Origin of the sequence: Pelagibacterium halotolerans, assembly GCF_044811015.1 — a bacterium.
GTDB classification, from domain to species: Bacteria; Pseudomonadota; Alphaproteobacteria; order Rhizobiales; family Devosiaceae; genus Pelagibacterium; species Pelagibacterium halotolerans_A.
The window spans coordinates 1,701,456-1,714,235 of record NZ_CP085243.1 but is presented as its reverse complement, the minus strand read 5'-3'; the positions used below and the strand labels follow the sequence as shown (position 1 = coordinate 1,714,235).

10 protein-coding genes are annotated in these 12,780 nt (G+C 62.8%); 2 read left to right on the top strand and 8 right to left on the bottom strand.

What is annotated here, in order from left to right; translation table 11 throughout:
• Nucleotides 1–215 precede the first annotated feature (215 nt).
• From LG281_RS08500 to LG281_RS08485, 4 genes are all read right to left on the bottom strand, one after another.
• A complete protein-coding gene (locus LG281_RS08500; protein ID WP_404406280.1) occupies nt 216–2,153 on the bottom strand; it encodes a methyl-accepting chemotaxis protein in 1,938 nt (645 codons plus the stop codon).
• 100 nt (nt 2,154–2,253) lie between these two features.
• A complete protein-coding gene (locus LG281_RS08495) occupies nt 2,254–3,021 on the bottom strand; it encodes an SDR family NAD(P)-dependent oxidoreductase (RefSeq protein WP_404406278.1) in 768 nt (255 codons plus the stop codon).
• Nucleotides 3,022–3,130: 109 nt separating this feature from the next.
• Nucleotides 3,131–3,334 (bottom strand): dodecin family protein, encoded by a 204-nt coding sequence (locus LG281_RS08490; RefSeq protein ID WP_404406276.1) that lies wholly within the window; start codon nt 3,332–3,334, stop codon nt 3,131–3,133.
• Between the two features lie 68 nt (nt 3,335–3,402).
• Nucleotides 3,403–3,735, bottom strand: coding sequence for a DUF6460 domain-containing protein (locus LG281_RS08485; RefSeq protein ID WP_404406274.1), 333 nt, complete (start codon nt 3,733–3,735; stop codon nt 3,403–3,405).
• Nucleotides 3,736–3,789: 54 nt separating this feature from the next.
• Here LG281_RS08485 and LG281_RS08480 point away from each other — a divergent pair, with 54 nt between their 5' ends.
• Nucleotides 3,790–6,291 (top strand): ligase-associated DNA damage response DEXH box helicase, encoded by a 2,502-nt coding sequence (locus LG281_RS08480; protein WP_404406272.1) that lies wholly within the window; start codon nt 3,790–3,792, stop codon nt 6,289–6,291.
• Nucleotides 6,275–6,973, top strand: coding sequence for a ligase-associated DNA damage response endonuclease PdeM (gene pdeM, locus LG281_RS08475; RefSeq protein ID WP_404406673.1), 699 nt, complete (start codon nt 6,275–6,277; stop codon nt 6,971–6,973). Before LG281_RS08480 ends, pdeM begins: the two co-directional genes overlap by 17 nt.
• On the opposite strand, the gene LG281_RS08470 is transcribed toward pdeM, so the two are convergent.
• From LG281_RS08470 to LG281_RS08455, 4 genes are all read right to left on the bottom strand, one after another.
• Nucleotides 6,970–7,419: a DUF3429 domain-containing protein gene (locus LG281_RS08470; protein ID WP_404406270.1), complete on the bottom strand. Its 450-nt coding sequence runs from the start codon at nt 7,417–7,419 to the stop codon at nt 6,970–6,972. The genes pdeM and LG281_RS08470 overlap by 4 nt on opposite strands.
• Nucleotides 7,420–7,435: 16 nt before the next feature.
• Complete coding sequence (locus LG281_RS08465) at nt 7,436–8,194, bottom strand: TIGR02186 family protein (protein ID WP_404406268.1); 759 nt, start codon at nt 8,192–8,194, stop codon at nt 7,436–7,438.
• Complete coding sequence (locus tag LG281_RS08460; protein ID WP_404406266.1) at nt 8,191–9,123, bottom strand: sulfite exporter TauE/SafE family protein; 933 nt, start codon at nt 9,121–9,123, stop codon at nt 8,191–8,193. The genes LG281_RS08465 and LG281_RS08460 overlap by 4 nt, the downstream gene beginning before the upstream one ends.
• 160 nt (nt 9,124–9,283) lie before the next feature.
• A complete protein-coding gene (locus LG281_RS08455; protein ID WP_404406264.1) occupies nt 9,284–12,682 on the bottom strand; it encodes a peptidoglycan-binding protein in 3,399 nt (1,132 codons plus the stop codon).
• Nucleotides 12,683–12,780 lie beyond the last annotated feature (98 nt).

The window sequence follows — 12,780 nt, the reverse complement described above, 5'->3', positions numbered from 1 at the left end:
TTGCAGGTGAAGTTCGCTCGTGGCAGCTGTTACGCTTTCGTTGAGACATACCTAACCGCTTGTTTTCGCGTATCTTAAGGAACCGATTGTTAATTATAAGTTTCAATGATTTATCCGAAGGAAACGAGGTGCGCATATCGACCTTTGCGCGCGCGTTTTGGATAAACTGAAACGAAAAGGCGCCTCGAGAGACGCCTTTTCTGACTACGCTGTCATTAGAACTCGGCCCAGTCCGCGTCGATTGCCGCACCGCCGTCCGAGAGATAGGCTCTTGCCGCTTGTGTGGTTTTGGGCGGTGGCGCTTTGGAACTGGAGACCGGTTCTACTGCAGGCTTGATCCTGCCACTGGCGCTGGTGCCATCAATGCTGAACACTTCGACGATCCCGTCGAGTTCGCTTGCCTGTGCCTCAGTCTGCTCGATCGCGGCGTTGGTCTCTTCAACCAGCGCGGCGTTGTGCTGGGTCATTTCGTCCATCTGGCGAATGGCGGTGCTGACTTCGCGGATGGCGTCGGTCTGTTCGCGGTTGGCTTCCGAAATGCCCTGCATCAGTTTGGCGTTCGATTGTACGGCTTCGAGAATGTCCCCAAGCTTGGCCGCCGCCTCAGCAACCAGTTTAGAACCGTCCGCGACTTCTCCGCCGCTCTTTTCGACAAGGGCCTTGACCTCGGCCGAGGCATCGGCGGCCGACTGCGCGAGGCGGCGCACCTCGATGGCGACGACGGCGAAGCCCTTGCCGGCTTCACCCGCGCGGGCGGCTTCGACCGAGGCATTCAGAGCCAGGAGATTTGTCTGGAAGGCAATGTCGTCGATCATGCCGATGATGTTGGAAATCTGCGAGGAGGAGGCCGTAATTCGCTCCATTGCGCTTGTCGCCGCCTGCATTGTGGTACCGCCTTCATCGGCAAGCTTTGCGGCGGTCTGACTGCCCGCATAGGCTTCCTGGGCCTTGTCGGCGTTGGCCGTGACCGCATTGGTCAACTGATCCATCGCCGCGGAGGTTTGCTCAATGGTAGCGGCCTGCCTGGTTGTGCGCTCGGAGAGGTCGTTGGCGCCAGCGAGGATTTCACCGGTGGCGGATTTGAGCGCCCGCGACGTGGTCCGCAGCCGTGAGACGACGTCGCTCAGCGTTTCGGCGGTGCGGTTGAAATCGTCCTTGATGCGCTGCGCTTTCTCGGGGAATGCCGTCGTGATCCGGTAGGTGAGATCGCCCGATGCCAGTGCCGAGAGGCCGTCCGAAATGCTCTCGACGACGACCATGTCGCTTTGCGCCTCGCGCTCCTTCTCAGCCTGGGCGGCGGCGCGCTCCTGTTCGGTCGCGGTGCGTTCGGCTTCGCGCTGCTGACGGGTTGCGGCCGCCTCGGCTTCAATCGCCTGTTTGTCGATCGCCGCCTGCTTGAAGACCAGCACGGCGCGGGCCATGTCTCCGACTTCATCGCCCGCCTTGGTACCTGGGATGTCGACTGAGTTATCGCCTTGGGCAAGCTTGCCCATGGCGGTGGTCAGGGCGTTGACCGGCTTGGTGATCGAGCGGGTGATGACATAAGCGGCGGCGCCCATGGCGATGAACCCGGCAATCAGCGCGGCGCCGAGCAGCATGACATTGTCCCAAAACATCGCGGCGAGGTCGTCGGTATAAACGCCGGTGCCAACGATCCAGCCCCAGTCGGTGCCTTTGACGTAGGAAAGTTTAGGCTGAGGTTGGTCGCTGCCGGGCTTGGGCCACATATAGTCGACAAAACCCGCTCCATTTTGCCGCACGGCGTCGACGAAAGCCATAAACAGACGCTTGCCGTTGGGGTCCTCTATCGCTGAGAGGTTCTGGCCGTCGAGCTCGGGCTTGATGGGATGCATGACCATCACTGGGGTCATGTCGTTGATCCACAGATAGTCCGATTCATTATAGCGCATGGCTCGGATAGTCTCGAGCGCCTGAAGCTGGGCCTCCGCCTCCGAGAGCGTTCCCGCATCGGCGAGACCTGCATAGGACTCGATGATGGAAACCGCGCTGTCGGTCATCGCCGTGAGCATGGTCTTGCGCTCTTCGACGAGCCGGTTCTGCGTGTTGACGACGCTGAAAAGCGTCCCGAGGGTCATCATCCCAAGCGCGATGGCGCCCATGATGTAGAGACGGGTGGCGATGCGGAATTTCATGATTAATACTCTGGAAACCGTTCTGGTGGCTCCAGAGACTATGACGGTTAGGGTAAAGAAGCCGCTAACCGTCACTTTTGTAGACGAAATCGTGGCCGGGTCAGTTCTCGAATTCGTCGCGCTTCAAGATCACCGGCCGGATTGGGACCTGGCAGACCGGCATGATCTCCATGACGTTGATGTTGACGTGATCTGGCAGGGTCGCGACCCACCAAACGGCCTCGGCGATATCTTCGGGCATCAGGGGATCGTTGTCGGCGTACATCTTCTCGTTGGCCTCGAAATCCCCGCCCGTGCGCACGGCGGTGAATTCGGATTTCGCATGGCCGGGTTCGAGCGAGGTGATGCGGATACCGGTGCCGGCAAGGTCGGTCCTGAGGTTCATCGAGAACTGGTGCACGAATGCTTTGGTCGCGCCATAGACGTTACCCCCGGCATAGGCGAAACGTCGGGCGATCGAGCCCGTGCTGATGATCGAGGCACCCTTGCCGGTTTCGCGCAGGAGCGGCAGGACGGCGAGCGTGGTATGCAGGAGCCCCATGATGTTGGTTTCCACCATGGTCCGCCACTGCTCGGGGTCGATATCGGGGATCGGCTGGGTGCCGAGTGCGAGCCCGCCATTGTTGAACAGACAGGTGACCGGCTTGAAATCCTCAGGGATGGCTGCGACGGCGGCGTCGATGCTCGCCTTGTCGACGAGGTCCATGACAATGCCGTGGACGATGCCGGGGAACTCGTTTTCGAGCGTCTTGAGCCGTTCGGCACGCCGGCCCGTGGCGATGACTTTCCAGCCGTTGGAGGCGAATTTGCGGGCGGTGGCCTGACCGAAGCCCGAAGTGGCGCCGGTGATGAAGATGACGGGCTGCATTGCGGTCCATTCCCCAGAATCAAAGACAAGCCGGGTGTAAACGAGTCGCTGGCCGAGGGCAAAGCGGCTCGCTTGCCATCACCCGGATGGCTCGCGGAGACGGACCTAGTTAGTCCTCGAGGACGAAGGTGACCGAGAGATTGACGCGGTAGGCGGCAACTTTTCCGTCTTCGATCTCGACGTTCTGGTCCTTGACCCAGGCGCTTTTCATCCCGCGCAGCGTTTTAGATGCCCGCGCGATCCCTTGCTGGACCGCCTCATCGAAGCTTGTCGGCGAGGTTGCCGAGATTTCGGTTACCCGTGCAACGGTCATTGTTCCGTCCTCCTGATTTGCATGTGCCCATCAGGAACGGGTTGCCGTAGGCGGAAGTTCCCGGAACGTCAGCGTTTTTTGCCCATTGCGAGGAGGCGCGCGACGATCCAGATGGGCACGACGATGATCGCGCCGGTCAGGATGTAGCCCGCGATCTGTCGCACAGAGGCGAAACCGTCGTCGAAAAGGCCGGACACCATCCGCTCGGCACCGCGCAGGAGGTCCTGGGGACTGACACCGAAAAGCGCCATCAGAAAGCCGACGAACAGGCTTAAAAGCACCAGCCGGACAACGACCCGGCCCGGCGTATCGCCAAGCAAGGCGGTGAGCCCGTTCTGCGATCGGGGCTCGCGGGTTTTAAAACTCTCTGCCAAGCTCATGTCCTCTTGTTCGATTCCCATTATAGTCCCCGCATATGGGTCGAAACCGTGTCCATTGCAAAGAGCGCGAAGCGTTTGTCTGAACTTTCTCCGATCGTTGCCGACTGGTTCAAGGCCAAGGGCTGGCGGGCTCGGCCACACCAATTGGCCGTGCTCGAGGCCGAGCGGGCGGGCAATTCGGTGCTGTTGATCGCGCCGACGGGCGCGGGCAAGACGCTGGCGGGGTTTCTGCCTTCTATCGAGGATCTGATCGAAGCACCGCATGAGGGGCTCCATACGCTCTATATCTCGCCCTTGAAGGCGCTGGCGGTGGACGTGGCGCGGAACCTTTCGGACCCGATTGCCGAGATGGGGCTCAAGATCAAGGTCGAGACGCGGACGGGCGATACGCCCGCGTCGCGGCGGCAGAGGCAAAGGTTCGACCCGCCCAATATCCTGATGACGACGCCCGAGCAGATTGCGTTGCTTCTGAGCCATCCCGATAGTGTGCGGCTTTTCGGGGGGCTCAAGCGCATCGTACTCGATGAATTGCACGCGTTGGTGACGTCCAAGCGCGGCGATCTTCTTTCGCTCGGTGTCTCGCGGCTGGCGCGGCTTGCGCCGCAGGTGCAGGTCACCGCGCTCTCGGCGACTGTTGCCCAACCCGAGACATTGCGCGACTGGATCGCCGCGCCGGTGGCGCCGCGCCCGGCGGTGCTGCTCAACGCACCGGGCGGCGCAACGCCGGAGCTTTCTATTCTTAGGAGCGAGGACAGGCTGCCCTGGGCGGGCCATTCAGCGGCCTATGCGGTGCCGGATCTCTACCGGATCATCAAGGAACACGGGACGACGCTCCTGTTCGTCAATACCCGCTCGCAGGCTGAGATGCTGTTCCAGAACCTCTGGGCGATCAACGAGGACAGCCTGCCCATCGCGCTCCACCACGGTTCGCTCTCGGTCGAGCAGCGCCGTAAGGTGGAAAGCGCGATGGTGTCGGGGCGGCTGAGCGCAGTGGTGTGCACGTCGACGCTCGACCTCGGCATCGACTGGGGCGATGTCGACCTCGTTGTTCAGATCGGCGCGCCCAAGGGGGCTTCTCGGATGCTGCAAAGGATCGGGCGGGCGAACCATAGATTGGATGAGCCTTCCAAGGCGCTGTTCGTGCCGGCCAACCGCTTCGAGGTGCTCGAATGCGAGGCGGCGCTGGAGGCCGTGGCGGCTGGGGCGCAGGATTCCGAAACGCCGCTGCCGGGCGGGCTCGATGTGCTCGCGCAGCATCTTCTGGGACTCGCGTGCTCGGCGCCGCTCGACCCGGATGAGACGTTTGCCGAGATCATATCGGCCTGGCCTTACCGTGAACTGACGCGGGAGAAGTTCGACAAGGTGCTCGATTTCGTCTCGACGGGCGGATACGCCCTCCGCGCCTATGAGCGGTTCGCCAAGTTGAGAAAAACGCCGGATGGCAAGCTCAGGATCGCCAACCCGCAGATTGCGCAGCAGTACAGGCTCAATATCGGGACTATTGTCGAGGAGCCCATGCTCAGGGTGCGGCTTGTGCGGGCGCGGGGGATCAAGAAGGGTGCGACGACGGGGCCGATCGGGCGCGGCGGGCGTATGCTGGGGCAGATCGAGGAATATTTCATCGACCAGCTCGTGCGCGGGGATACCTTCATGTTCGGCGGCGAGATTGTTGCCTTCGAGGGGGTGGTGGAGACGGAGGCCTATGTATCCCGGGCCTTCTCGGACAATCCGAAAATCCCCTCTTACATGGGCGGGAAGTTTCCGCTCTCGACCTATCTCGCCGACGGGGTGCGGCGGCAATTGGCCGACCCGGAAAGCTGGCGGGTGCTGCCCGATCAGGTGCGCGAATGGCTGGAAATCCAGCGCGCGGTCTCGGTGCTGCCGGGGCGGGACAGCCTGCTCGTGGAGACGTTTCCGCGCGCGGATAAATACTACATGGTCTGCTACCCGTTCGAGGGGCGGCTGGCGCATCAGACACTCGGGATGCTGCTGACACGACGGCTCGAACGCGCAAGGGCGCAGCCTTTGGGGTTCGTGGCGTCGGACTATTCGCTGGCGATCTGGTGCGCGAGCGACATTGGCGGGCTGATCCGGACCGGGCGGCTCTCGCTCGACCAATTGTTCGACGAGGATATGCTGGGTGACGATCTCGAAGCCTGGCTCGACGAGTCGGCGCTCATGAAGCGGACTTTCCGTAATTGCGCGATCATTGCGGGGCTGATCGAAAGGCGGCATCCGGGCAAGGAGAAATCCGGGCGGCAGATGACGATGAGTTCGGACATCATCTACGACGTGCTCTACCAGCACGAGCCCGACCATATCCTTATCGAGGCCACCCGGCGCGACGCGGCGCGAGGGCTCCTGGATATCGAGCGGCTGGGGCAGGCGCTCAGGCGCATCCGGCGGCACATTCAGCATAAGCCGCTGGACCGAATCTCTCCGCTTGCGGTACCGGTAATGCTGGACATCGGCAAGGAGCCGGTTTTCGGCGAGGCGCGCGAAGCGGTGTTGCGCGAGGCCGCCGACGAGTTGATTGCGGAGGCCATGCACATTGACAAGCGTGCTGCTGCGAGATGAGGACGAGGTGACCTCGCCGATCCGCTTTGCCGGTGCAGAGTTCGTGCCGCTTGTCTCAGGGGCGCTCTACTGGCCTCGACTGAATGCGCTGCTCGTTGCCGATCTGCACCTCGAAAAGCATTCGAGCTTTGCCCGAACCGGTCAGCTTCTGCCGCCCTACGACACGGGCATGACGCTGCGGCGGCTCGAGCGCGACCTGATGCTGACGCGGGCGGAACGGGTCTTTGCGCTCGGTGACAGCTTTCATCGCGATGAAGGAACCTCGACGCTGCTTGCTGGCGACCGCGCACATCTCAAAAGCCTCACCGACCGGGCCGAATGGACATGGCTATCGGGCAACCACGACCCGGCACCGCACGCGCTGGGCGGGGCGTGCTGTGCCGAGCTTGGCGTTGCAGGGTGCCATCTGACCCACGAGCCGCGGCGGGGCATTCCCGGGCTGATCGCGGGGCACCTTCATCCGGCGGCGCGCGTGGCGATGAACGGGAAATCCTCGCGGCGCGCGTGCTTTGTGTGGGACGATGAGGTGATGATTTTGCCCGCTTATGGGGCCTCGACGGGGAGCCTCAACGTGTTGTCGCCGGCGTTCAACGGGCTCATCGACCGCTCGAAGATGCGGGTGATGATGCTGGGGCGAGGGCGGGTGTACCCGGTGAGTGCGGGGCGGCTGGTGAACGGTTAAACCAGCCGCACCAGAATGATCATCACCAGCACCAGGCATACAAACAGCGTCATCACCGAGCGGATGCGGCCGTAGTCCGAGGGGAGCGCGCCGGTGTAGCCGGACCAGACGTCCCAGGCGCCGTAGACCAGGAAACCGAAGATCAGCATGCCGAGCCCGATATTCAGCGGCATCAGGATGGTGATGAAGCCCAGGATCGAGCCAAGGATGCCGGCGACATAGGTCAACTCCGACCCCGCGCCGCTGCCAAGCCGGACGCCCCAACGCACCCCGCCGAGGAACGAAAGAATCGCTGCGCCATAGCCGAGCATGGCGCGTTCGTAGATCACTGCATCGATCGGCAGGAGCGCGGGGAAGATAGCGAAGAATAGGCCCGCAAGGAACGGTAGCAGTCCCAAAAGGGCGGCGGCGCCGGTGAGTGTCGAAAAGCTTTTGATCAGTCCCATGCCATGATCCTCGCATCTACCGCCTGAACACAACCCCGCCCAGCCAGCCGGTCAAAAGCGCGAGCAGGACAGTGGCGAGGCCATAGAGGAACGGTTGGTTGTGCGCCGCATCGCCCAAAAAGCGCTCGAAGCCGGTTTTTTCGACGAAAAAACTCTGGCTGCGCTCGGCGACGATCTCGCCGTTTTTGACGACGAAGACCTGAGCCAGAAAGCGGCCATTGGGCACATTGGCCGGCAAGCCCACTCGTGTTGCGAAAAATGTCGGCGACAGGAACGCGATGGCGCGGCCATCGGTCCGGAAGAGGTCCGCTCTTTCCATGAGCCGGATCGCTTCATGGTTGAAAAGCGCCACATTGCCCGTTGATGCGGCCAGCGTTCCCTCCACCTGATCTTCAACGGTCACGATCCGCTCGCCGATAATCGCGGGATCGATGATATCCTCGACCGGCCGGCTTGAGAGCACGCGGTAGAAGGAGGGGAGACGCTCATAAAGCGCATAGTCGGCGTTGAGCATGATGCCGAATTGCCGCGACTTGCGCCGAACCACACGATCGACCAGCGGACCGCGCACGACGAGGACCACGTCGAACGGGCCCTGCGCGATCGTGCCCTCGATGGAGGGTTCGATATTGCCGAAAAAGGTGATGGTCGCGCCCGAGAAGTTCGACGTGATCGAGACGATCGGATCGGAACTGGCAAAGATCACCCCTTGTGCGCCCGCTGGCCTCGCAAAGGCTAAAGCTGCGACGAGAATGAGAATGAGCCGCGCCGTCATATCGACTCTCCGAAGCTCAGGACGGCCATGGAGAAGGGGTCTTCCGGGGTTAAGAGCAGCGAAAGCGCGAACCGGATGGCCACACCCAGAACGATGAGAGCCAAAAGCGCGCGCAATTGGTCGCCGCGCAGGTATTGACCCGCCGAGGCGCCGAATTGCGCGCCCACGACGCTGCCCACCATCAAGCTGAACGCGAGCAGAATGTCGACGCTCTGGTTGAGAGTTGCGTGCAGGACACAGGTGACCGCCATCACCGCGAGGACGTGCAGAAGCGAAGTGCCGATAACCACGGCGCCGGGAACGCGCAGGATATAAACGAGCGCGGGCACCAGAATGAATCCCCCGCCAATGCCCAGGAGCGAGCCGACAATGCCGATGAGAAAACCGATGCCCATGACCGGCAGCACGGAGATGTAAAGCTTGGAGCGCTTGAACCGCATCCGCAGTGGCAATCCGTGCACCCAATTGTGCTGACCGGGCAGGCGGCGCTGAACCGGGCCGGCCTTGCGCGAACGGATAAGCGAGCGCACGGCCTCGATCAGCATCAGCGTTCCGATGGAGCCGAGGAAAATGAGGTAACCGAGCGAAATCGCGAGGTCGAGTTGCCCGAGGAAGCGCAGCAGGTCGAAGATCCACACGCCAAGCGCAGCGCCGAGTACGCCACCCATGACGAGGAACATCGCAAGCTGCAGATCGATACCACCGCGCCGCCAGTACGACAGCGCACCCGAAGTCGAGGCGGCGGCAACCTGGCCGGTCACCGAGGCAACGGCCACCGGCGAGGGAACGCCGGAAAAGATCAGCAATGGCGTGAGGAGGAAACCGCCGCCGACACCGAACAGCCCCGACAGAAATCCGATCGCGCCACCAATTCCGACGAGGAAGAAGAGGTTGACCGAGATTTCCGCGATAGGCAAATAGATTTGCACTGCCGGCAGCCCATGAGAAACGCATCACAGGGCGGCGGCGCGTCCCGTATGCAGGTTCGTAACGAGCGCCTGTCGCGCTGAATTGCACTCAGCCCGAGACCCTCAAGTCTTTGTTTTGTCGCGTATCCGTTTCTGGACACGCTTCATCCAACTCGTCCGATCAGACCGGCTGACTGCCCAGGACGGCGAGCAGGCGCGGATTGACTTGGCCGCTTTCACTCATGCCGGTGGCCTCTTCGAACGCGGCGATCGCGTCGCGCGTCAAGGGACCGACTATGCCGTCGGGTGTTCCGACATCATAGCCCAGTTTGTCAAGAAGCTCCTGGACGCGCTTGATGACATCAGCATTACCGATTTCCTGGCCGGGGTCGAAATTTTCGTCCCAGGTCCCGATGGGCGCGAAATTTGCGGCCATATCGATCTCGACCGGGAGCCAGCTTTCAATCGTCTGGTTAAGCCGCTGCACGGTGTCGGCATCGAGCGAGCGCGCGACGTCGTCGCGAGCGGCAGCGGCGTCTTCATCCCCGGATTTGGCCGCGAGCGAGAACCAGATGTAGGAATTCTCAAAGCTCTGCTCCACGCCGAGTCCACGCGCATAAAGCATGCCCAGATTGAACTGGCTGTCGGTGAGCCCCCGTGCAGCGGCTTCCTCGAACCAGTGCGCCGCGGCTTCGAAATCCTGGCTTGAAAGCTCCCCGCCCGCATAAAGCGAGGCGAGGTTGTGCATGGACATACGGTTGCCCGCCTCGGCCGCCCGCTGGTACCAGAGCCGGGCCTGCTCAAGGTCTTTCTCGACGCCCTGGCCGTTTTCGTAAAGATTACCGAGCCGGTATTGCGCCGGGGCGAAGCCCTGCGCGGCGGCGCGCTCGTACCAGGCGGCGGCCTGGGTGATATCCTGTGCAACGACATGCCCCTCGGTGAGGATCGCTCCGACCTCGAATTGCGCCCGCATGTCACCGGCCTCGGCCGCCTCGCGCAATTGCGCAGGCTCGATGCCTTCAGGCACCGCGACCGGTGGCAGGGTGGAGAGCGCAACCGGCTCTGCGGCGAGCGATCCGGTATCGGCGCTGTCGATATAACGGTCCGGAGCGGGTTGGATTGCAGCGGTTTCGGTCGTGTCGACGCCGAGATCGCCCATCATTGCGGCGATGTCCGGCCGGCCACTCGCGAGTGCCGGGTTCTGCTCAATCACACGGACATTGGACGTCAGCGAACCGTCCCCGGTTCCCGAGGGCGCGGCGGTAGGCTTGCCGGGCGCAGGGGTGTTGCCGGCACCCGCATCCGAGGTCGGTGTTTCGGTGGTTTCCGCGGGCGTGGACTGCGTGGTTCGGGCGGGCTCGGATGCAGGCACCCTGTTGCCTGGGCCGCGCGAAATCACGAGCGCCGCGGTGAGTCCGAGAACGACCACCAGTGCCGCGCCCAGAAGCAGCGCGCGCTTGTTGCGGGCGATAAAGCCTGGACGGCTATCTTCCGGGTCGATTTCGTCGTCGATTCCGCCGAACCCTTCAAGCTGCGGTTCTTCGGCGGGCGCGACCTTCGGAGCCCGAGCCTTGGGCGTGTCGTCCGCGTCCTCCGTTGCTGCCTCTGAGCGCTGGAAGCGAGCCAGGGCCCGGCCGATCAGCGATTTGGGCTCGGCATTTTCCTCTTCGGAAGCATGCTGCCGGGCCGAACGGCGCGCCGCTTCGATGAAGCTCGCACGGCTGGCATTGGCGCTTTGAAGTTCAGGCGAGGGATCGTCGGCCTCCTGCGGTGGCTCTCGATCTGCCCGTTCTGGGGCTTCGTCCGCAAGGTCGGCGGCCAGGCGCGACACGGGTTTCCTCGGACGCTCGACATGCTCGGGATCGAGCGTAAAGGTCGGCCCTGCCTCATGACGCGGAGCGTCCTTGGCGAGTTCGGGGCGGATCAAGGGTTCGGACTTTGAAAGCGGAGCCTGCGACAGTGCGGAAAACGGCGCCTCTGCCGGCTCGATCTTGCGGCTGGCACCGGAAGCAGGGTCATTCGGCATGATGTCGCTGGCCATGCGCCGGGAACGTTGCTCCGGCTGCGGTGCCGTCTCGGTTTCGGCAACCTTTGTCTGATTGCTGTTGAGCATGGCTTCAAGCCGTGCGAGCCGGCTATCGACCTGAGCGATGCCATCCTTCACACCGGAAAGATGCTCATCCCTATGTTCGCCTGCGTCGGTTTCGCGTGCAAGCAAACCGGCCAGCCGGGTTTCGAGCGCCTGGAGGTCGGCACGGGCAATGCCTTCACTCGCCTCGGATGCCGGCTGGGACGGGGAATGGGCGGCAATCGCCCGCGCAAGCGCGTCGACATCGATCCCATCCGTGCCACCTTCGTGGCCTTCATAGAGCCCCGCGAGCACTTTCAGTTCGCTGCTGGTCTCCTCGACCCGCTGGGAGAGGTGGCGCAATTGTGCTTCGATTTCGGAAAGGTCCTGAGGCGCGGTCGTGTTGGTGTCGAGCCGGGTGCCCAGATCGTCGATCCGCGTTTCGAGCGCCGATAATCTGGGATCGATGGCCTCGGTGACCGCCTCGCGCAGCGCGCCCATGTCCCCCGGCGCGGTTTCGAGCCGTGCGATCTGCGCGCCCAGCGCGTCGATCTTATGAACGAGAACCTCGGCGTCGGTGTTGCTTTCGATGGCCGCGGCGAGCGCGGCGACGTCGCGGCTCATCCTTTCAAAGTCCGCAGAGCCTTCCGGGCGCGCGTGCTCAAGCGCATCGATCCGGTCGTAGATATTACGCACGCTCTCTTCGATCACGCGCATGCTCTCGGCCTGACGGGCCTCGGTCTGCGCGTCGCGGCCCGCATTCTGGACCTGATGGGTTGCGAGCTTGTCGATGCTGTCGGCGAGCGCTTCGATCTGCGCGGCAATCGCATCCGGGCCCTGGGCGTGCGCGCGTACGACGTCGTCGGCAAGCTGCGCGATCTGCGTTTCGAGCCGCTTGACCTGTCCGCTTTCACCCACCGCATTGGCTAAAAGCTCGATGACTTCGCTCAATTGGGCGATTTGGCCTGCGACGTCACCCTGCTGGTCGAGCGTGTCGAACCGTTCGGAGATCCGGCCTTCGAATTCGGTAATGCGCTCGCCGAGCCGGGAGACGGCATCGGCAAATCCCGCCAATTCATGCGCCGAGAGCGCCTGGGGTTCAGGTGCGCGCGGGGCGGACTGGGGCGGAATATCACGCGGCGCGGTCTGTGCGGCTTCGTGCGTCTGCCGGCCCTGGCGCGCACGAATCTGATTGATCGCATCGGTTACGCTGTCGGACCGGGAAGGATTGGCGGCCGGTTCTCCGCGTTCGGCCAGCTTGTCGACAGCATGCCGTACAGAACGTAGCGCCATTTCGTGGCGCGACTTTTTTTCTTCAACCGGTGCGGTCTGACGCGGGGACGGTTTGGGAGCAGAGGGTCTGGGAACGGAAACCTGGCCGGTAGACCCGATCTGGTCTTCGACCTGGTCGAGAAGGGCAACGAGCTCGTTTCGAAGGCTTTCCCACTCGGCGTTTGTTCCAGACTTGGTGCCTGTTTCCTGCCAGTCGCTGTGTGGTTCGGTACGCGCCATTGCAAATTCCCAAAGCCAGGCCGTTCGCCGGCGCGACATCGCGCCAATCTCTTATGGATTCGCCTAGTCTGACTGTTGAGAACTTATAGTAAATATCG

Excerpts from the sequence above, each read along its gene's own strand:
- LG281_RS08500 (WP_404406280.1), bottom strand. The coding sequence starts at position 2,153 with ATGAAATTCCGCATCGCCACCCGTCTCTACATCATGGGCGCCATCGCG.
- LG281_RS08495 (WP_404406278.1), bottom strand. The coding sequence starts at position 3,021 with ATGCAGCCCGTCATCTTCATCACCGGCGCCACTTCGGGCTTCGGTCAG.
- LG281_RS08490 (WP_404406276.1), bottom strand. The coding sequence starts at position 3,334 with ATGACCGTTGCACGGGTAACCGAAATCTCGGCAACCTCGCCGACAAGC.
- LG281_RS08485 (WP_404406274.1), bottom strand. The coding sequence starts at position 3,735 with ATGGGAATCGAACAAGAGGACATGAGCTTGGCAGAGAGTTTTAAAACC.
- LG281_RS08470 (WP_404406270.1), bottom strand. The coding sequence starts at position 7,419 with ATGGGACTGATCAAAAGCTTTTCGACACTCACCGGCGCCGCCGCCCTT.
- LG281_RS08465 (WP_404406268.1), bottom strand. The coding sequence starts at position 8,194 with ATGACGGCGCGGCTCATTCTCATTCTCGTCGCAGCTTTAGCCTTTGCG.
- LG281_RS08455 (WP_404406264.1), bottom strand. The coding sequence starts at position 12,682 with ATGGCGCGTACCGAACCACACAGCGACTGGCAGGAAACAGGCACCAAG.